The organism is Streptomyces sp. MAI_2237 (assembly GCF_054189285.1).
Window position 1 is genome coordinate 69,459 of the sequence record NZ_JAJPGQ010000005.1, and the last position, 18,852, is coordinate 88,310.

General features: G+C 69.0%; 18 protein-coding genes and 2 pseudogenes. 14 read left to right on the forward strand and 6 right to left on the reverse strand.

Annotated elements, in window-relative coordinates:
- Window positions 1-22: 22 nt before the first annotated feature.
- From LN251_RS28415 to LN251_RS28455, 9 genes are all read left to right on the forward strand, one after another.
- Window positions 23-1,063: an MCE family protein gene (locus LN251_RS28415; protein WP_458247038.1), complete on the forward strand. Its 1,041-nt coding sequence runs from the start codon at window positions 23-25 to the stop codon at window positions 1,061-1,063.
- An 8-nt stretch (window positions 1,064-1,071) separates the two neighbouring features.
- The gene (locus LN251_RS28420; RefSeq protein ID WP_458248177.1) at window positions 1,072-2,178 is read left to right on the forward strand and encodes an MCE family protein; all 1,107 of its coding nucleotides are present in this window, start codon (window positions 1,072-1,074) and stop codon (window positions 2,176-2,178) included.
- On the forward strand, window positions 2,175-3,452 hold the full coding sequence (locus LN251_RS28425) for an MCE family protein (protein WP_458247039.1): 1,278 nt from the start codon (window positions 2,175-2,177) through the stop codon (window positions 3,450-3,452). The genes LN251_RS28420 and LN251_RS28425 overlap by 4 nt, the downstream gene beginning before the upstream one ends.
- The gene (locus tag LN251_RS28430) at window positions 3,449-4,726 is read left to right on the forward strand and encodes an MCE family protein (protein ID WP_458247040.1); all 1,278 of its coding nucleotides are present in this window, start codon (window positions 3,449-3,451) and stop codon (window positions 4,724-4,726) included. The genes LN251_RS28425 and LN251_RS28430 overlap by 4 nt, the downstream gene beginning before the upstream one ends.
- Window positions 4,693-5,223: a hypothetical protein gene (locus LN251_RS28435; protein WP_458247041.1), complete on the forward strand. Its 531-nt coding sequence runs from the start codon at window positions 4,693-4,695 to the stop codon at window positions 5,221-5,223. Before LN251_RS28430 ends, LN251_RS28435 begins: the two co-directional genes overlap by 34 nt.
- A gap of 41 nt (window positions 5,224-5,264) precedes the next feature.
- A complete protein-coding gene (locus LN251_RS28440) occupies window positions 5,265-5,954 on the forward strand; it encodes a hypothetical protein (RefSeq protein WP_458247042.1) in 690 nt (229 codons plus the stop codon).
- A gap of 88 nt (window positions 5,955-6,042) precedes the next feature.
- A complete protein-coding gene (locus tag LN251_RS28445; RefSeq protein ID WP_458247043.1) occupies window positions 6,043-6,198 on the forward strand; it encodes a hypothetical protein in 156 nt (51 codons plus the stop codon).
- Window positions 6,199-6,489: 291 nt separating this feature from the next.
- Window positions 6,490-8,130, forward strand: coding sequence for an MFS transporter (locus LN251_RS28450; protein ID WP_458247044.1), 1,641 nt, complete (start codon window positions 6,490-6,492; stop codon window positions 8,128-8,130).
- A gap of 174 nt (window positions 8,131-8,304) precedes the next feature.
- Window positions 8,305-8,436 carry a hypothetical protein gene (locus LN251_RS28455; RefSeq protein ID WP_458248239.1) on the forward strand — a complete coding sequence of 44 codons (132 nt, stop codon included), beginning with the start codon at window positions 8,305-8,307 and terminating at the stop codon, window positions 8,434-8,436.
- A gap of 83 nt (window positions 8,437-8,519) precedes the next feature.
- Here LN251_RS28455 and LN251_RS28460 read toward each other — a convergent pair.
- Window positions 8,520-8,884: pseudogene (locus tag LN251_RS28460) on the reverse strand (transposase); the annotation flags it as partial.
- A 353-nt stretch (window positions 8,885-9,237) separates the two neighbouring features.
- Between LN251_RS28460 and LN251_RS28465 the strand changes: the two are divergent.
- Entirely contained in the window at window positions 9,238-9,564 is a 327-nt protein-coding gene (locus LN251_RS28465; RefSeq protein ID WP_458247045.1) for a hypothetical protein, read from the forward strand.
- A gap of 811 nt (window positions 9,565-10,375) precedes the next feature.
- On the opposite strand, the gene LN251_RS28470 is transcribed toward LN251_RS28465, so the two are convergent.
- Window positions 10,376-10,735: a DoxX family protein gene (locus LN251_RS28470; RefSeq protein WP_458247046.1), complete on the reverse strand. Its 360-nt coding sequence runs from the start codon at window positions 10,733-10,735 to the stop codon at window positions 10,376-10,378.
- A gap of 88 nt (window positions 10,736-10,823) precedes the next feature.
- Window positions 10,824-11,318, reverse strand: a complete 495-nt coding sequence (locus tag LN251_RS28475) for a cupin domain-containing protein (protein WP_458247047.1) — start codon at window positions 11,316-11,318, stop codon at window positions 10,824-10,826.
- A gap of 81 nt (window positions 11,319-11,399) precedes the next feature.
- Between LN251_RS28475 and LN251_RS28480 the strand changes: the two genes are divergently transcribed.
- Window positions 11,400-12,251 carry a LysR family transcriptional regulator gene (locus tag LN251_RS28480; RefSeq protein ID WP_458247048.1) on the forward strand — a complete coding sequence of 284 codons (852 nt, stop codon included), beginning with the start codon at window positions 11,400-11,402 and terminating at the stop codon, window positions 12,249-12,251.
- Between the two features lie 152 nt (window positions 12,252-12,403).
- Here LN251_RS28480 and LN251_RS28485 read toward each other — a convergent pair.
- A pseudogene (locus tag LN251_RS28485) lies at window positions 12,404-13,411 on the reverse strand (aldo/keto reductase).
- 248 nt (window positions 13,412-13,659) lie between these two features.
- On the opposite strand from LN251_RS28485, the gene LN251_RS28490 reads away from it, so the two are divergent.
- A complete protein-coding gene (locus LN251_RS28490) occupies window positions 13,660-14,253 on the forward strand; it encodes a GNAT family N-acetyltransferase (protein ID WP_458247049.1) in 594 nt (197 codons plus the stop codon).
- Between the two features lie 119 nt (window positions 14,254-14,372).
- On the opposite strand, the gene LN251_RS28495 is transcribed toward LN251_RS28490, so the two are convergent.
- Window positions 14,373-15,062, reverse strand: a complete 690-nt coding sequence (locus LN251_RS28495) for a response regulator (RefSeq protein WP_458247050.1) — start codon at window positions 15,060-15,062, stop codon at window positions 14,373-14,375.
- Window positions 15,062-16,732 carry an ATP-binding protein gene (locus LN251_RS28500; RefSeq protein WP_458247051.1) on the reverse strand — a complete coding sequence of 557 codons (1,671 nt, stop codon included), beginning with the start codon at window positions 16,730-16,732 and terminating at the stop codon, window positions 15,062-15,064. Before LN251_RS28500 ends, LN251_RS28495 begins: the two co-directional genes overlap by 1 nt.
- Before the next feature lie 247 nt (window positions 16,733-16,979).
- On the opposite strand from LN251_RS28500, the gene LN251_RS28505 reads away from it, so the two are divergent.
- Both LN251_RS28505 and LN251_RS28510 read left to right on the forward strand, forming a co-directional pair.
- Window positions 16,980-17,840 (forward strand): ABC transporter ATP-binding protein, encoded by an 861-nt coding sequence (locus tag LN251_RS28505; RefSeq protein ID WP_458247052.1) that lies wholly within the window; start codon window positions 16,980-16,982, stop codon window positions 17,838-17,840.
- Window positions 17,837-18,715: an ABC transporter permease gene (locus tag LN251_RS28510; RefSeq protein WP_458247053.1), complete on the forward strand. Its 879-nt coding sequence runs from the start codon at window positions 17,837-17,839 to the stop codon at window positions 18,713-18,715. Before LN251_RS28505 ends, LN251_RS28510 begins: the two co-directional genes overlap by 4 nt.
- The last annotated feature ends 137 nt before the right edge of the window (window positions 18,716-18,852 follow it).

The window sequence follows — 18,852 nt, forward strand, 5'->3', positions numbered from 1 at the left end:
GCCGCAGCCGAAGCCTCAGCCGATGATGAAGGTCCGCATCGACCCGCCCAGGCTCCCGCGCATACGGCTGCGGCGCCCCCGCCTGATCCCCTTCCGCGAGCGCAACCCGGTCGTCATCGGTGCCGTGGGCCTCACCGTCCTCGCCCTGCTGACGGTGGCCGCGTTCAACGCCGACAGCCTCCCCTTCATCGGTGACGGACGGACGTACAGCGCGGCCTTCTCGGAGGCCGGCGGTCTCAAGCCCGGCGACGAAGTGCGGATCGCCGGGGTGAAGGTCGGCAAGGTCGAGGACGTCGACCTGGACGGCGACCACGTCAAGGTGACCTTCAAGGTCAAGGGCAACCCGGCTTTCGGCACAGAGACCGGTGCGTCGATCCGGGTCAAGACGATCCTCGGCGCGAAGTACCTGGCCCTGCAGCCGAAGGGGCCGGGCCGGTTGAGCCCCGGCAGCGAGATCCCGCTGCGGCGCACGGTGGCGGCGTACGACGTCGTGCAGGCCTTCAGCGACCTCACCACCACCTCGGAGAAGGTCGACACCGAGCAGCTGGCGAAGGCCCTGGACACCATCTCCACCACCTTCCAGGACTCGCCCGCCGAGGTACGCGCGTCCATCAAGGGCCTGTCGCGGATCTCCCGCACGGTGGCCTCGCGCGACAAGGCCCTCGGGGAACTCCTCGACCACGCCAACGGCACCACCGGTGTACTCGCCGACCGCTCCAAGGACTTCACCGCCCTCGTCAAGGACGGCAACAGCCTGTTCAAGGAGATCAGCAAGCGCCGTACGGCGATCCACCAGCTGCTCAAGACCTCGGCCACGCTCGGCATCGAGCTCTCCGGCCTGGTCGACGACAACGACAAGGAGATCGGGCCCGCTCTCAGGGGCCTGAACCGTGTGGTGCAGATGCTCGAACGCAACCAGTCCAGCCTGGACCGCAGCGTGAAGCTGCTCGCGCCGTACGTCCGGGTCTTCACCAACACCCTCGCAAACGGACGCTGGTTCGACTCCTACGTCCAAAACCTGGTCGCCGCTCCGGTGGTCCCGAAGACGGGAGGGGGGCAGTGAGGAGGAACCTGGCTCTGGTCACCGTGGTGGCGCTGATCGCTGCGCTCACCTACGCGCTGTGGCCGCGCCCCGGGAAGATCCATGTCACCGCGTACTTCCCGCGCACCGTCGGCATCTACCCCGGCTCGGACGTCCGTGTCCTCGGCGTCCGCATCGGCGAGATCCGGAAGATCACTCCCGAGGGCGACCGGGTGCGCGTCGAGTTCGAGTACGACGAAGGGCGCAAGGTACCCGCCAACGCGAAGGCCGCGATCATCAACTCCTCGGTGGTCAGCGACCGTTACGTGCAACTGCTGCCCGTGTACCGGAAGGGCCCGGTCCTGCGGAACGGCGCCGTCATCCCCGAGAAGCGCACCGCCGTACCCGTGGAACTGGACCGCGTCTTCGACAGCCTGCACACCACGGCGGACGCCCTCGGCCCCAAGGGCGCCAACAAGGACGGCTCCCTGTCGCGGCTGCTCGGGGTCAGCGCCGACAACCTCGACGGACAGGGCGAGAACCTCAACCAGACGGTCCAGGACCTCTCGCAGGCGGTCACGACACTGTCCGACGGCCGCACGGACCTGTTCGGCACGGTACGGAACCTGCAGGTGTTCACGGCGGCGCTGGCGGCCGACGACGAGAGCGTGCGGTCGTTCGACACCAGCCTCGCCAAGGTCGCCCAGCAGCTCTCGGGCGAGCGCAAGGACCTCGCGGCGGCCCTCGCGAACCTCGCCACGGCGCTGGGTGACGTGTCCTCCTTCGTGAGGAAGAACAAGAAGTCGCTGACCTCGGACGTGAAGGGCCTCAGCAAGGTGACCAAGGTGCTCGTCACCCAACGGGCCGCGCTGAACGAGCTGTTGACGGTTGCGCCCGTCGGTCTTTCCAACCTGAACAACACCTACAACCCGTCCTCCGGCACCCTCGACACCCGCAACAACGCCCAACAGGCCCAGGATCCGGCCTCGCTCCTGTGCTCCCTGCTCAGGACGACGGGCGCCGAAGGCGGCAAGAACCCCGACTGCAAGGAGCTGACGAAACTCTTCGACTCCCTGCCCGAACTTCCCACGCAGGGCACCGCGGTGACCGGCACGACCGACAGGACGCTCGGCGGGATCCTGGGGGCGAGCGCATGAGCATACGACGCAAGGCGGGGACCTTCGCCTGGGCGGCGGTCGGCTCGCTGTTGCTGTCCGGCTGCGAGTTCAACGGCTGGTACGACGTCCCACTGCCCGGCGGTGCGGCCGACGACGGACACGCGTACCACGTCACCGTCGACTTCCGTGACGTCCTGGACCTGGTGCCGCAGTCGGCGGTGAAGGTCGACGACGTGACCGTGGGCGCGGTCGAGAAAGTGCAGCTGGACGGCTGGCACGCGCGCGTACGGCTAAGGGTCGCCGACTCGGTGAAGCTGCCCGCCAACGCGGTGGCGGAACTGCGGCAGACCAGCCTGCTCGGCGAGAAGTACGTGGCACTCGCCGCCCCGACCGGCACGGCCCCCGTGGGCCGGCTGCGCGACGGCGACCGCATCCCGCTGTCCCGCAGCGGCCGCAACCCGGAGGTCGAGGAGGTGCTGTCCGCGTTGTCCGCACTGCTCAACGGCGGTGGGGTGGCCCAGCTCAAGACGATCACCGTGGAGTTGAACAAGGCCCTGGACGGCCGGGAGAACCGAGTCCGGTCGCTGCTGAAGGAGCTGAACACGTTCGTCGGCGGACTGGACGAGCAGAAGGCGGACATCGTCCGCGCGATCAAGGCCGTCGACCGGCTCGCGGGGCGGCTCGGCAAGGAGAAGGAGACCATTGCCAAGGCCGTCGACACGATGCCACCCGCTCTGAAGGTCCTGGCCGGCGAGCGGCGCAAGCTGACGAAGATGCTCACCGCCCTGTCGAAGCTCGGCAAGACCGGCACCAAGGTGGTCGAGGCCTCGCACGACGACACGGTCGCGAACCTCAAGCAGCTCCGGCCGATCCTGCGGCAGCTGAACAAGGCGGGCAGCGACCTGCCCAACTCCCTTGAACTGCTGACCACTTACCCGTTCCCACGCAACGCCACAGAGGCGGTCAAGGGCGACTACGTCAACCTCCACCTCACCGCGGACCTCGACCTCGCGGACCTGTACGGGAACGTGGCGGGCGGCAACTCCGGTAAGGGCAAGGGTGGTTCGCAGCCCCCGAGCGCGCCCGACGTGCCGGATCTCCCGGACCTCCCGGACGTCCCGGACCTGCCGAGCGTCCCCACACCGACCGCGCTTCCGAGCACACCGGGCCTGCCGGCCCCATCGGCCTCCTCGGGCGGCGGCGACGTGCTGTGCCCGCCCGTGTGCACAAGCGCCTACTCCACCGGCGCCCGCGCACCCGACGGGACCGACCTCGCGCTCGCTGAGCTGATGCTGAAGGGGGTCCAGCCGTGATCACCCGTACCGTCAAGGCACAGTTGCTCGCCTTCGCCGCCGTCACCGCTGTCGGGGTGTCGTACGTCGGCGCCGAGTACACCGGCCTGGTGGACAGCCTCCTGGACCGCGGCTACACCGTGCGGGCCGACTTCGCCGACTCCGGGGGCATCTTCCCGGGCGCCGAGGTCACCTACCGCGGGGTGCCGGTGGGCCGCGTCGGCTCGCTGGGACTGACCGGCGACGACGGTGTGTCGGTCGCCCTCGACATCAAGGACGGGGCGCCGCGCATCCCGGCGGACACCCTCGCCGTGGTCGCCGACCGCTCGGCGGTGGGTGAGCAGTACGTCGACCTGCAGCCGCGCACTTCGCACGGCCCGTACCTCCTCGACGGCAGCGCGATCCCGCGGGGCAGCACCCGGGTGCCGCTGCCCACCACCGACCTCGTCCTCAGCTTGGACCGGCTGGTGAACTCCGTCGGCAAGGACGATCTTCGGGTCACCGTCGACGAGTTGGGCAAGGCCTTCAACGGCACCGGCCCCGACCTGAGCCGGCTGGTGGACTCCGGCAACGCGCTCGTCGAGTCGGCGTCCGACTCGCTGCCCCAGACGATCTCGCTGATCGAGGACTCCCGGAAGGTCCTCAAGACGCAGGCCGACCAGGGCTCGTCGATCAAGTCGTTCGCGCACGATCTGGCGCTGCTCACCGCACAGTTGAAGTCGAGCGACGGGGACCTGCGCAAGCTGATCGGCAATGCCGCGCCGGCCGCTCAGGAGGTCAACTCCCTGCTGAAGTCGACCGGTCCGCAGCTTTCGGTCCTGCTGGCCAACCTGATCAGCGGCGGCCAGGTCACACTGGCCCACCTGCCCGGCGTCGAGCAGGCGCTCGTCACCTTCCCCGCGCTGGTCTCGGGCAGCTACACGGTCGTCCCGGGCGACGGAACCTTCCACTTCGGCCTTGTGGTGAACGCCGACGACCCGGCGCCGTGCACCCAGGGATACGGCACGACCCGGCGGGATCCCTCGGACACCGGCACGCGCGCGGCGAACACCGACGCGCGCTGCACCGCCCCGCGCGGCAGCAAGACCTCGGTACGGGGCGCGCAGAACGCCCCCGGCGCACGCTCAACTTCGGGTGGCGCGAACCAGGCGGCGTACGTCACGCCGTACGACCCGGAGACCGGCACCGCGACCGGCCCGGACGGAAGGCCCGTCGAGATCGGCTCGACGGGCGGCCAACAGACGGTGTTCGGAAAGGAGTCGTGGCAATGGCTGCTAGTCGGTCCTATGGCCTGACCGTGAAGGAACTCGGCGGGAACGTGAAGGCACTCACGGTCGGACTCGTCGTAGCGACCCTCCTGACCACGGCAGCCGCTCTCTGGCTGAGCCTGCGCCTCTATGACCAGCACGAGAAGGACGTGCGGCGCCAGGACATCCTGTCTGCCGCCCGCCAGTCCGCGCTGAACTTCACCTCGCTCGACTACCGGCACTACGACCGGGACAGCGCCAACGTCCTCGAGAGCGCCACCGGCGACTTCAAGAAGCAGTTCAGCGCGCAGACCCAGGACCTGACCAAGCTCGTCGCCGAGAACAGGTCGGTCTCCGAAGGGCAGGTCCTCGACGCCGGCATCGTCCGCTCCGACGCGCACTCGGCCCGCGTCCTGGTGGTCGCCGACAGCAAGGTCACCAACACTGCCGTGCCCAAGGGAGAGGCCCGCACCTATCGGCTGCAGCTCGACCTGGTCTACCGGGACGGGCGCTGGCTGACCTCCGACGTCGAGTTCGTGGGCTGACCCGCACCACCGGTCACGCACCACCAGTGAGGAGTACGACGATGGCGAACCCGACAGCCCGCAGCCGCGCGATGAACGCGGCCGCCCGTGCGGCGGCCAAGCGCACCATGCGGGTCGAGGACCCGAAGCACCCCGAGGAACCCCTCACCGGGCGCACCCTGACGATCGACCCGCCGGCCGCGGACGGCTGGGAGGACCCGCCGGAGCCGGCACCTGAAGACCTGACGGACGAGGCGCCTGCCCGCCCGTCCCGGCGGTGGCTGCCGCTCACCGCGCTGCTCGGCGCCCTCCTGGTCATGGGCCTGGTCGCGGTCTCGGTGCTCGGCTGGCAGTACGGGCAGGAGCGGCGCGCCGAGAGCGCCCGGGCGCAGGCTCTGACGACCGCGCGCAAGGCGGCGCCAGTCGTGCTGTCGTACGACTACCGGCATCTGGACCGCGACTTCACCCGGGCGCGTGATCGGCTGACCGGGCACTTCCGGGACGAGTATGGAAAGACGACGGCGAGTGTGGTCGGGCCGACGGCGAAGAAGTACCACGGGGTGGTGAAGGCGTCGGTCACCGCGGCCTCCGTCGTCTCGGCGGCACCGGACAGGGTCACCGTCCTGCTCTTCGTCAACCAGGTCACGCAGAGCACCCAGGTCTCGGGCTCCCGCCTGGACCTGAACCGGGTGCGGATGACGATGAGCCGTACGTCCGACGGCTGGAAGGTGAACGCCGTGGACGCGCTCTGATCAGTCTCTTCGGCCCGCCCCCGCGCCCTCCGCGCGGGGGCATTTTTGTGTGGGCTCTCCTGACAGGCCTCCCTCACCGCAGGCGGTGGTGGCGACGCGGCTGCATGGCACCCGGCGGCCGAAGAACATCATCTTTGCCTCGTTCACCAAGCCCGCCATCCGCTTCCGGTCCGCGGTGGACAACGACATCGAGATCGTTGGAGGCAACCCGGAGGACACTCTCGTCTACGACCGAGAAGTCTGAATCCAGGACCTGCGCTGGCGTGACCTGCATGCCTGGTGGCAGGACGCCCGGGAGATCAGCAGTGAGACCGAGGCCAGAGGGGCCCTGTACCAACGACTCCCCGAAAGCCTGCCGGACAACTCGGAAGGCCAGAACAAAGTGATGAACGGCGTGAACAACCTTGCGCCGACCCCTAGGCGTACCGACTAGTCGGTACTAGCCTCTGGCCACGCTCTCGGAGCCGGGCGCAACGAGCCCCGCCGCCGTGACGCCACACCCGGTTTCCGTTTCCGTAGCAGCAGGAGGAGCCGCATGTCCGCCACACCGACGGCGTTCGACGCCGACAGACCCACGCCTGATGGGCCCCGCGTGAACGCCCAAGGTCCGCTGACCCGCCTGTACCGTCGCGACCTGGCCGACTATCCGCCCACCGGTCGCCGTATGGCGTACCTCGCGATCGTGGTCGTCACCACCGTCGTGCTGTACTACATGCTCTACATCCAGTACGCGGTGGCGACGTCGATCATCACGCACTTCGACATGACGTACCGCTACTTCGTCTGGGTCTCGGTGATCGGCAACGCGATCGGGGCATTCGCCTCGCTCGTCGCCGGTCTCGCCGATCGCTGGGGCCGGGCGAATCTGGTGGTCTACGGGCTGCTGATCGCCTCGCTGCTGGTCTTCTTCGGGCTGCCGAACGCGGCTAGCAAGAGCGCCTATATGGTGCTCTTCGCGCTCGTCAGCTTCATCGAGGGCATCGTGCTGGTCGCCACCCCAGCACTGATCAGGGACTTCTCCCCTCAGCTCGGCCGGGCCACCGCGATGGGGTACTGGACGATGGGGCCGGTCATCGGCTCTCTGGTGGTCACCACCGTCACCAGCAACACCCTCGACAGTGCCACCTGGCAGGACGAGTTGCGGTATTCGGCGATGGCAGGGTTCGTCGTGTTCGTCGTGGCGATCTTCGCGCTGCGCGAGCTGTCCCCGGCTCTGCGGGATCAGACCATGGTGTCGCTGCGGGACCGGGCGCTGGTCGAGGCGCGCGCCAGGGGGCTGGACACCGAGGCGGTGCGCCGCGGGGAGTGGCGGCAGATGATGCGCCTGGACGTGCTGGGATCGGCCTTCGCCATCGCCGTGTTCCTGCTGCTCTACTATGCGGCGGTCGGCAACTTCGTCGTCTACTTCGCGACCACCTTCGGCTACACCGAGCAGCGCACCAACGCGCTGGCCAACTGGTACTGGGGCGCGAACGCCATCGCCCTGGTCCTGGTGGGCCTGCTCTCGGACCGCCTGAAGGTCCGCAAGCCGTTCATGATCGTCGGCGCGGTCGGCTCCATCGTGGTGACCGCGATCTTCGCTACCCGCGCCACCCACCTGACGACCGACTACTACACCTTCGCCTGGCTGTTCATCGGCATCGGAGTCTTCAGCGGCATCGCCTACGCGCCCTGGATGGCGAGCTTCACCGAGACCGTGGAAAAGCACAATCCGGCAGCGACGGCAGCGGGTTTGGCGGTGTGGGGGTGGACAGTGCGCATCGTTGTCGCCGTCTCCGCGGCCTTCATTCCGGTGCTCGTGACGTCCGTGACTCCGCTTGTGGAGCACGGCGCCGAGGTCAAGGCTGCCTCGGCTCAGGCCCGCGCCCGCGCTCACCATCATCAACGCGCATCCTCAACTCTTCGCCGAACTGAACAAGTACACCCCGACCACGGTGCCACCCGCGCTGGGCGCCCGCGCAGTCAAGGAAGTCGGTGCGGCGAACCTGGCCGTCGTGCAGAAGGCCGCGCCTCAGCTCAAGTTGTTGCGGCAATACGGCCCCCAGGTCCAGAAGGCATCGAAGGACGGACCCGGCGAGTGGCGCAACTGGTGGTGGATCTGTGTCGGCGGCCAAGTGCTGTTCCTGCCCTTCGTCTTCGTGATGGCAGGCCGCTGGAGCCCGAAGAAGGCGCGTGAGGACGCCGAGGCCCACCGGTTCGCGGTCGACCGCGAACTGGCCGCCCTCGCCGCGGCCGAGAAGTAACCGGAATGCGGGGCCGGCAGCCGTTGACGGACCGGCCGGCCCCGCAGTCGTGGATGAGCTCCGAGGACCGTCCTCCGAGCCGCGCTCATCCTGTGAAGGATTTCTCGTTGGAATTCAGCTTGCGCGGGGGCGAGCAGGTGCTCAGGGTCACGGAAGACCTCGGCGATCCGGTCGCCGCACTGCCCAAGGAGCGAGTCGCCCTCAACCATCTTGCGGCCGACACCCATGCAGGACGATGAGGTAAGACAATTGCCGCACCGCAGGTAGTCGATCCACGAAGGCTCATTCCGGCCGTACTTCGTCCGCGTAACTGACCCTGACAAAGCCTCTGGACGTGTCGGTGGGTGATCAGGCAAACCGCGAGTCCGAGGAACGCTGCGTGGATGTCGTCGCGTCGTCCTCAGCGGATGCGAGGGCGGCGGAACCGTGCAGCCAGGAGATCGTCCGCTCGACGACCCAGCGGAGGGTGCCCAGGCCGGTGCCGTGTGGCTGGCCTCGTACGGCGATGGCGGGCCGGAGTTGCCGCGGTGGCGCAGGAGCCGGCAGTACTTGTCATGGTCGTAGCCGTGGTCGGCGAAGAACATGTCGGGCCCTCTGTGGCCGGCCGACGGCTCCCGCAACGGCCGGGATCGTGTCCAGCAGGAGTAGGAGTTGGGTGACGTCGTTGCGGTTGCCGGCGGTCAGCAAGGCTTGCCGGTCGGGCATCCGCGGCCGCCCCTCGACCTGCTTGGGCGGTGGTGCGGGCAGCAACGACTCGATCAGCGACCACAGTTCGTCCGACACGATCCATAGCCGTAACCGACGCTACCCCATGCCGTCACCAACGGGCGATCAAGCCGACAGTCACAGATCAACCGCTCTTGTCAGAGCCAGTTAGCCATGTATCTGAGTGCCACCGACGCCTACACCGACGCGGTCTTGCGCATCGGCAGCCCGACGGCAGCCTTCGACACCGCCGGCCTCGTACACCTCGCTGACTAGCCTCTGGAAACGCTCAAGTTGCTTGGCAGCCGGGGCATCTGGCCACCAACCTGATCCGCATGGGAATCTTCGGACCGTCAAAAAACGCCACAGTCATACTCCGCGATGCAGATGTGATCGCGGCCGCCCTGCGCCAGGCGCTGGCCGATGCCTCGCCCGAGGAACGCGCGGGTATGGAACGTGCGGTTGCGATCGCCGAGTCCACCGCCGCCGCCACCGGGGCCGAGGCACGCGCGCGTTGGGTCCGCTCCCGGCTGACCGCCGTCGGCTTCACCGGGGATGTCGCCTCGGTCGCAGCGGTGAAGGCACTGCGTCAGGCGGAGCCGGGGCTGAGCCTGGTGGCGGCGGTGCAACTGCAAAAGGAGGCCGTGGCGCACCCGGGGTGATCGTCACTCGCCGTTCGGCGCGGGCGATTCGGCGGTTTCAATTGCCCGCAGATGCTGGAGCCAGCGGGTCGCCGCGAACGTGGCGATGCCGCAGCCTGTGATCGAGCCCCAGCCCTCCGTACAGCACCATGTGAAGTCCGACGCGCTCCGCGACGTAGATCGTCGGCGGCCCCACGGGTGCGCCGCGCAGCCTGGCGGCGGGCGACAGGGCAGGTGGCGCGGCGACAGCGATTTCGCCCCGGCGTTGCGACATGAGCATTCGGTCATGGAACTCGGCCACCGGCCGACTTGTCCGTCGCCGCGGCCGACACGAGGCCGGGTTCACCGACGTCAGCGTCGAGACGTGGCCCGCGAGTCAGAGGCCGCGGGCGGCGGCGACGCTGCTGGTTTCGGCCCGCCGCCCGGCCTGATCGCCCTGGAGCCGACGGCATCGGTTGCGGCGGCGAGGACGTACCCGCTCCCCCGCTCTGTCCTGCGAGCCGCCGCGGCTGAGGGCACCCCCATCTGAGAACCAGCGAGCACCCGCCGCGCCCCGAGTTGCCTCCATGTCCGTTTCCTCCGCTCCGCCTCGGCCGACGTCACCGAACCGGGGCAGGGGCACACACACCGACCGCAAGGCCCTGCAGCCGCAACCCCCAGCCCGTACGTCTTACGAAGCGGGCCATCACACCAGCAGACCGCACGCCAGCGTGTGGCATATACGCCTCAGCGAGCACGACGTGGATGACGGCGTGTTGGATGTGTAGGAGACACGACAGGGGTCCTGTGGCGGTTGCATTCCGGCGAAGCCGCCGGTCAACTGGGTGCTCGATCACAGTCCGGTGGCCAGCCAGATGGTCGCGGTCCCGGTGAGGATGAGCCCGACGTTGAGCGTGATCCGGCGGTCTTCGCCGGTCAGGTGGACGGCGACCGCACCCATCTGCAGGAGTACGAAGCCGATGGCCGCGGCCGGCGCCAGTGAGGGAGCGATGCCGGTCAGTGGCGGCAGGATCAATCCGGTAGCGCCCAGTATTTCGACCGCTCCCAGCAGCCTTACGACGGACAACGGCACGCGGTCGACCCAGGCCATCATCGGCCGGAGTCGATCGCGGCTGCGGCTCACCTTCATTGCGCCCGCGTAGAAGTAGAAGAGGGCGAGAAGTCCCGCGACGATCCAATAGGCGAGGTGCATGGTTCCCGTTCTGGAACGCCCGTTCCCGGGGTCCCGTCGATGGCGTCGATCACCAACAGATGCCTGAAGAAGGCCCGGGCCGTCGGCCTCAGGCGAGGTCTGTAGCAGGTTCGGTCGCGTAGCGCTTCATCGCGTCGATGTTGGCTTGGGGCGTCAGCGGCCGGCCGGCGGCCAGAGTGTCCTGGAGGTCTCGGAAGTACTGCACGTACAGGTCGGGGGTGAACGTGCTGAGCATGACGGCGGGTTGGTCGGTCAGGTTGGCGAAGGTGTGTGGGATACCAGGCGGAACCATCACAAGCGTGCCCGCGGTGGCATCGTGGTCCTCGTCTCCGACGGTGAACCGTACGGTGCCGGAGAGGATGTAGAAGCCCTCGTCATGTCGGGCGTGGCGGTGCTGCGGCGGCCCTTGAGTGTGCGGCGCGAGGACGGACTCGGCGATCGCGAGGCGGTGCTCGGTGTGGCTGCCGTCCTCCAGGACGCGCATGCGCGTGGTGCCCAGAATGATCGTCTCTCCGTCACCGGGGCCCATCACCGAGAGGGCGGGGCCGGCCTGCGGCCGGCTGGTCTTGGCTGCTTCGGTCATGCTCACGATTGCACCGCCAGGGCCTTGACGGCGTCCAAGACCCATCCCGCAGCGCCGATACCTCGTGGGTATTGTTGCAGCGTGGAGCTACGGACATTGCGCTACTTCGTGGCGGTCGCCGAGGAACTCCACTTCGGCCGGGCCGCCACCCGACTGCATATGAGTCAGCCGCCGCTGAGCCGGGCGATCCAGCAGTTGGAGGCCGAGGTCGGAGCCTTGCTGTTCGCCCGCTCGCCTGCAGGCGTCACACTCACTGCGGTGGGCAGAGTGCTGCTGGACGAGGCGCGGTCGCTGCTCGACCATGCCGATCGTGTCCGTCTGCGCGTGAGCGCGGCGGCCGGCGCCACGCCCCTGACCGTGGGCATCCTGGGTGACGGCACCGACCCTGGAGTGGCCAGGCTGGCCGCCGCTTACCGCCGACGCCACCCCGGTATCGACATCCGCATCCGTGACACCGATCTGACCGACCCGACCTGCGGGCTCCGCGCCGGACTGGTCGATGTCGCCCTGACGCGAGCGCCATTCGACGAGACCGCCCTGACGGTGCGGGTGTTGCGGACCGATCCGGTCGGCGTGGTCCTGCGCGCCGACGATCCGCTGGCCCGACGCGACCGGCTGCGGCTGACCGACTTGAGCGACCGTCGCTGGTTTCAGTTCCCGGAAGGGACCGATCCCCGCTGGCAGGCGTACTGGAACGGCGGCAGGCCGCGAAAGGGCCCAGTGGTGCGCGCTGTGCAGGAATGCCTGCAGGCCGTGCTGTGGAACGGCACGATCGGTCTGGCCCCGCTCGGACACGACCTGCCCGCAGAGCTGGCCGTGGTACCGCTGACCGACATGGCGCCGAGCCGAGTGGTGGTGGCGTGGAACGAAGGCGACCGCAACCCATTGATCCGGTCCATCATCGAGATCGCGACCTCCGCCTACCGCCCCTGAGCACTGGCAACCGGTAGTCGATCACTGGCGTGCAGCCCGCGGATCATGCAGTTGCGCGCGACCGCCCGCACGCACCGCTGGGCCGACCACCGACCACAGAGTTGTCAATGGCCGAGGTCGACAACTCGTCGAAGGCCCGGCGGTAGCCCGGACTACCGGGAGGCCGCCACCGGCTGCTGCTTGTAGAAGGACTCCTCCAGGTAGGCGGTCTCGTGCGGCTGGTAGGGCGCCTCCAAGCAGGCGGCCTCGTCTTCGTCAAGTCGGACGTCCACCGCGGCGACCGCGTCGGCCAGTTGGGCCGGCTTGGTGACCCCGACGATGGGCGAGGTCACCACCGGGTTGCGCATGACCCAGGCCAGGGCGACCTGGGCCGGGGACAGACCCCGCTTGCCCGCGATCTGGTGGACGCGCTCGGCCACCGCCTGGTCCTGGTCGCGAGAGAGGATCTTGCCGCCCGCGTCGGTCTCGGCACGCGCCGTGGCGGTGTCCTGGGCCCGTGTCAGCCTGCCCCGCGCCAGCGGGCTCCACGGAATCACGCCGATGCCCTGGTCGGCGCAGAGCGGCAGCATCTCCCGCTCTGCTTCCCGGTGGATGAGGTTGTAGTGGTCCTGCATCGACACGAACCGGGTCCAGCCGTTCAGGTCCGCCAGGTACAGGGCCTTGGCGAACTGCCAGGCGTACATGGAAGAGGCTCCGATGTAGGACCTTCCCGGACTTGACCGCGTCGTGCAGCGCCTTGAGGGTTTCCTCGATCGGGGTGTCGTAGTCCCAGCGGTGGATCTGGTACAGGTCGATGTAGTCGGTTCCCGGTCGCTTCAGGGAGGCGTCGAGCCCGGCGAAGATCGCCTTGCGGGACAGCCCGGCGCCGTTCGGGCCGGGGCGCATCCGCATCCAGACCTTGGTGGAGACAACGACCTCCTCCCGCCGGGTGAAGTCCTTGACCGCCCGGCCGACGATCTCCTCGCTGCTTCCGGCGCTGTACCCATTGGCCGTGTCGAGGAAGTTGACGCCGCACTCGAGCGCCTGCTTGATGATGTCCCGGCTGGCGTCCGCGCCCAGCGACCATGGCTCGCCGCCCCGGTCCGGTTCGCCGAAGCTCATACAGCCCAGTGTGATGCGGAGACTTCCAGCCCGGTCGTTCCGAGTTTGACGTATCGCATGCGCCCGAAGCCAGACGTTGAAGTGCGCTTCAACGCAAATACGTCTCGGTATGGAATTCGGAGGCGTGCGGCATGTGCGCCCTGTCGATTTCGGCCGTTTCAGCTGGACGTCAGTGAACCCAGTAGCAGTGGGTAACAAACTGTCAAGTCGCACGGTCTTGGGGGAATTTAGGTTCGAGTGATCATTACGTCCGCCGAGGCCGTAAAGCGATGGACAGCCCTGCGATGATGGGGGGAACATCTCCGCGATGCATCACGAACCTCTCTCCATCTCCAAACGCGTCCGTTTCGTCGAGCTCAGCGCGAAGGCTCTGCGGGCGCTTGCCGACGGTGACCTCGCCGGCGGCAGCGCTGAGGCGGGGGTCGCCCTTGACGAATACTTCGTCTGCGACCGGGCCCGCTGGATCTTCGGCTATCGCGCTGACCAGCTCGCCAAGGACCCGTCTGCCGCGCCCTGGATCACGCGGGCCGCAGTGTCCGAGCCGGACGGGGCCGTTGTCGGCGACGCCGGGTTCCACGGGCCACCGGACGAGGCCGGCATGGTCGAGGTCGGCTACACCGTCGTACCCGGATATCGCCGCCAGGGCTATGCCCGCGCCATGCTGAGGGCGTTGCTCGTCAGGGCCGCCGCCGAACCCGGTGTCAGGACCGTGCGGGCCAGGATCGGCTCCGACAACACCGCCTCCCTGGCCACCATCGCGGGCTTCGGTTTCACGCGCGTGGGCGAGCAGGGGAACGAGCGCGACGGGCTCGCGATCGTCTTCGAGGTCCCGGCAGACGCGATCCAGGCCAAGCGGCGTACGGCCTCGGCAGACATGGCGGGTGACCCGGTAGGTTCGTGACATGAAAAGGGCCCACGGGCTGGGTAATTGCGAAGCCGACCTGGGCCCGTGCGACCTCCTGGCTTCCCTGCCGCCCACCTCGCCTCCTGGCGGGGGGCGATGCGGCACCGGTGCTCGGCTCAACGGGCGATGCGGTACCGGTGTTCGGGGCGGCCGTTGGTGCCGTAGCGCAGTTCCAGGCGGACCGTGCCCTCCTTGACCAGGTAGGAGAGGTACCGCTGGGCCGTGGCGCGGGAGACGCCGGTCACCTCGGCGGCCTCCGCCGCCGACAGGGCCCGCTGGGCCGTGCGCAGGGCCTGGTGGATCGCGCTGAGCGTGGGCGCCGAGTGGCCCTTGGCCGGGATCCGGGGAACGGCGGGCGGACGGGCGGCGCTGAACAGGGCGTCCACGTCGGCCTGGTCGGCCGTGGACGCCCGGCTGAGCGCGTCCACACGGTCGCGGAGCTGTCGGTAGGCATTGAGGCGCTCGGCGAGGTCGGCGGAACCGAAGGGCTTCACGAGGTACCCGATGGCGCCCAGCTTCATCGCGGCGCGGACCGAGGAGATGTCGTGGTCGGCGGTGATCATCAGGGCGTCGGGGCGGGTGCCGCCCTGATCCTGGCTGAGCCGTCGCAGGATGTCGAGTCCGCTGCCATCGGGCAGGAAGATGTCGAGCAGCAGCAGGTCCGGGCGGAGGGCGCGGACCGCGATCAGGGCCTCGGCCACGGACGCGGCCTCGCCGACCACCCCGAAACCGGCGACCCGGCGCACGTAGTCGCCGTGGATCTGACCGACCCGGAAGTCGTCGTCCACCACGAGAGTCCGGATCATCAGCAGTCACCTCCCGTCGGCAACGCCGTCGTGAACAGCGCGTCCCCCGGGACCGGAGCCGCCGCCCTGTCCGGCTGCGGCAGTACGACCGTGAACACCGCGCCCGGGCCTTCGCCGACGGTGATGGTGCCGCCGTGGCGCTGCACCAGCCGGTGCACCAGAGCCAGGCCCAGACCGCGGCGCGCGGTGCCGCGCTCGGGACGGGAGGACCAGCCGTCCTCGAAGATCGACTGGGCGGAGCCCGGGGCGATGCCCGGACCGTTGTCGGCCACGCGTACCAGCAGGAGGTCGTCGCCCTCGGCCACGGTCAGCCGGATCAACCGGCCGCCGTCGGCGGGCGGCGCCTCGGCGGTGGCGTCGATGGCGTTGTCGAGCAGGTTGCCGACGATGGTCAGCAGCCTCCGCAGATGCGGCGGGTCGTCGCCGAGCGCGGAGTCGTCGGTGAGGACGACGCGTACCCCACGTTCCGCGGCGACGGTGGTCTTGGCCACGATGAGTCCGACCATCAACGGGTTCCCGATGTGCTCGCGCACGGCCTCGGTCAGGGCCTGCCCGGAACGGGCCGTCTCGATGGCGTACTCGTACGCGGACGCGTGCTCGCCGATGTCCAGCAGACCGGCCAGCGTGTGCATCCGGTTGGTGAACTCGTGCTGCTGGGCCCGCAGGGCGTCGGTCAGTCCCCGTACGGAGTCCAGCTCGCGCAGCAGGCCGATCAGTTCGGTGCGGTCCCGCACCGTGACCACGGCGCCCAGTTCGCGGCCGTGCAGGGTGACCGGCATACGGTTGACGACGAGGCAGTGGTCGTCGGTCAGCACGCTGACGTCGGTGCCGGTCAGGCTGCCGTCCAGGGCGCGGCGCAGCCTGCCGTCGGACAGCACCTCCTCCAGCCGGCAGCCGAGCGCGGTGCCGAGGCCGAGCAGCCGCCTGGCTTCGTCGTTGACGACGGTGATCCTGCCGTCGGGGTCGAAGGCGACCACTCCCTCCCGGATGCCGTGCAGCATCGCCTCCCGGTCCTGCAGCAGACCTGCGATCTCCTCCAGCTCCAGGCCGAAGGTGGTCCGCTTCAGCCGCCGTGCCAGCAGATAGGCCGCCGCCGCGCCGATCGCGGTGGCGATCGCGGCGTACAGCCCGAAGGTGGGCAGCTCGCGCCACAGCTCGCCGAGCACGTCGTGTTCCGGGATGCCCACGGACACCTCGCCGACCAGCGTGCCGGAGGGCCCGTACAGGGGGGCCTTGCCGTTGGCGGAGCGGCCGGTCGCGCCCTGGTTGATGCCGACGTGCGAACGGCCGTCCTCGACCACGACCGGCTCGGCCACCGGCTCGCCGATCAGAGCGCGGATGGGGTGCGAGTGACGTATCCGGTGCAGGTCGATCACGACCACGTACGACGCCTCGGAAGTCCGGCGGATCCGTTCGGCGACCCTCTGCACCACGTCCCCGCCGCCCCCGTACTCCATGGCCTGCTGGATCTGCGGGTCGGCGGCCGCGGTCTGCGCGATCGCCAGGGCCCGCTGCTCGTAGGAGCGGTCGAGCTCGGCGCGTTGGGCGAAGGCGAACAGGACGAAGCCGATCAGGCCGGTGAGGGCGAGGATGACCAGCTGGTTGGCGAGGATCCGTGTGGAAAGCCGGCGCTTTCCGCCGCGGTCGGGCCGGAAACGGGTGGGTATCACGGGTACCTCTTCATGCCGGTCGAGCGTCGTGCCGGGACGGCTCGCGCGCCGTACCCGAGTGGCGCGATTGTGCCTGATGGCCGAGATGCTGCCCATACCCCGTTCAGTGAGCAGAACGAGCAGAAGCCCGCTTTACGCAACTATCGCGAGATAGCTCGGAAACAGCGACGCAACATCCGACCGCCTCTAGCGTCTGCCTTCCTCGGACTGCGAGGAACCCCGACAGACGGAAGGAAGCGGCCCCATCATGGCTTCGCGAAACGATGTCGCGACGAGCCCGGGCACCGGTGCGGCGGACCAGACGAACGCGCGCATCGAGATCTCAGGGCTCACCAAGCGATTCCTGACCCCCGCCGGTGAGGTGTTCACGGCACTGCAAGGCGTTTCGTTCACCGTGGAGCCCGGCCAGTTCTGCGCCGTGGTGGGTCCCACCGGCTGCGGCAAGTCGACGACGCTGAGCATGGTGTCCGGGCTCGACCGCCCCAGCGAGGGCTCGGTCACGGTCGGCGGCCGTGAGGTGCAAGGCATCACCGACGGCGTGAGTTTCATGTTCCAGACCGACGCGCTGCTGCCCTGGAAGACCGTCCTCGGCAATGTGCTGATGGGTCCCGTCTTCCGCGGGGTGCCCAAGCAGCGGGCGCAGGCCTCGGCGCGCGACTGGCTGCGCCGGGTCGGCCTCGCCGGGTTCGAGGACCGCTATCCCCACCAGTTGTCAGGGGGTATGCGCAAGCGCGTCGCGATGGCCGCGGCCCTGATCAACGAGCCCAAGATCCTCATCATGGACGAGCCGTTCGGCGCCCTGGACGTACAGACCAAGGCGATCATGTCGACCGAACTGCTGAGTCTGTGGGAGCAGATCCGGCCGTCCGTCATCTTCATCACGCACGACCTGGACGAGGCGGTGGCACTCGCCGACCGGGTGGTCGTGATGACCTCGAGCCCCGGCTCGGTCAAGGCGGTCTTCGACATCGACCTGCCCCGCCCGCGCGGCTCGGTCCAGGAGATCCGCTTCCAGCCCCGCTTCATCGAACTGCAGCATCGGATCTGGGACACGCTGCGCGAAGAGGTGGAGCGCGCCTACGCCCTCACCGCGGGAGGCACCGAATGAGCACGACATCCACCGCTCCGAAGCTCCCCGTCGCCGACGGCGGCAAGAGTCCGGCCGTGATCGCCGCGCAGCGGGCCGCGCGGCGCCAGGTCGCCCTGGTGTGGGCGGGCCGGCTCGGCCTCGCGGTCGTCGTGATCGGCGGCTGGCAGGCCTTCACCACCTGGGGCATCGTCGACCCGTTCTTCTTCGGACAGCCGTCGGGGATCTGGCAGCGGCTGATCGACCTCTTCCAGCACGGCACCCAGTTCGGTTCCTTCTACTCGAACGTCTGGACCACCATCCAGGAGGCACTGGCCGGCTTCGTCGTGGGCGCGCTCACCGGCGTCGTCTTCGGCATCGCGCTCGGGCAGAGCCGCTACCTCTCCAACGTGCTCGGCCCCTACATCAAGATGGTCAACGCCATCCCGCGCATCGTCCTCGGCTCGATCTTCATCGTCGCCTTCGGCATCGGCGTCACCCCGAAGATCCTGCTGGCCGCGGTGCTGGTGTTCTTCATCGTCTTCTTCAACGCCTTCCAGGGCGTGCGCGAGGTCGACCGCAACGTCCTCGCCAACGTCCGGGTGCTCGGCGCCTCCCGGGTGCAGATCACCCGGCACGTCATCGTGCCCTCCGCACTGACCTGGATCATCGCCAGCCTGCACAGTGCCTTCGGCTTCGCCATCGTCGGCGCGCTCGTCGGCGAGGTGCTCGGCGCGCAGAGCGGACTGGGCCTGGTCATCAAGACCGCGCAGAACAACTTCGACCCCAACGGCGTGTTCGCCACGATGCTCGTCATCGCGGTGATCGTGCTCGGCGCGGAGTGGCTGATCGGCAAGCTCGAGCACCGGCTGCTCTCCTGGCGCCCACCGGCCCCCTCCGAGACGAACGTCCTCTGAGCCCGGCGCCCCGCGCACCTCTGCCCGGTTCACCGTCCTGCCCGCACTCCCTTACGCCCCGCGCCCCCGTTCCCCGGCCTCCCCCGCTTCCGCGCCTCCACGCCCCCGTTTCCCGGCCAGCGCCTCCGCGCCTCCGC

Excerpts from the sequence above, each read along its gene's own strand:
- LN251_RS28470 (WP_458247046.1), bottom strand. The coding sequence starts at position 10,735 with ATGCACCTCGCCTATTGGATCGTCGCGGGACTTCTCGCCCTCTTCTAC.
- LN251_RS28415 (WP_458247038.1), top strand. The coding sequence starts at position 23 with ATGATGAAGGTCCGCATCGACCCGCCCAGGCTCCCGCGCATACGGCTG.
- LN251_RS28510 (WP_458247053.1), top strand. The coding sequence starts at position 17,837 with ATGAGCACGACATCCACCGCTCCGAAGCTCCCCGTCGCCGACGGCGGC.
- LN251_RS28450 (WP_458247044.1), top strand. The coding sequence starts at position 6,490 with ATGTCCGCCACACCGACGGCGTTCGACGCCGACAGACCCACGCCTGAT.
- LN251_RS28440 (WP_458247042.1), top strand. The coding sequence starts at position 5,265 with ATGGCGAACCCGACAGCCCGCAGCCGCGCGATGAACGCGGCCGCCCGT.
- LN251_RS28425 (WP_458247039.1), top strand. The coding sequence starts at position 2,175 with ATGAGCATACGACGCAAGGCGGGGACCTTCGCCTGGGCGGCGGTCGGC.
- LN251_RS28465 (WP_458247045.1), top strand. The coding sequence starts at position 9,238 with ATGGGAATCTTCGGACCGTCAAAAAACGCCACAGTCATACTCCGCGAT.
- LN251_RS28495 (WP_458247050.1), bottom strand. The coding sequence starts at position 15,062 with ATGATCCGGACTCTCGTGGTGGACGACGACTTCCGGGTCGGTCAGATC.
- LN251_RS28475 (WP_458247047.1), bottom strand. The coding sequence starts at position 11,318 with ATGACCGAAGCAGCCAAGACCAGCCGGCCGCAGGCCGGCCCCGCCCTC.
- LN251_RS28490 (WP_458247049.1), top strand. The coding sequence starts at position 13,660 with ATGCATCACGAACCTCTCTCCATCTCCAAACGCGTCCGTTTCGTCGAG.
- LN251_RS28505 (WP_458247052.1), top strand. The coding sequence starts at position 16,980 with ATGGCTTCGCGAAACGATGTCGCGACGAGCCCGGGCACCGGTGCGGCG.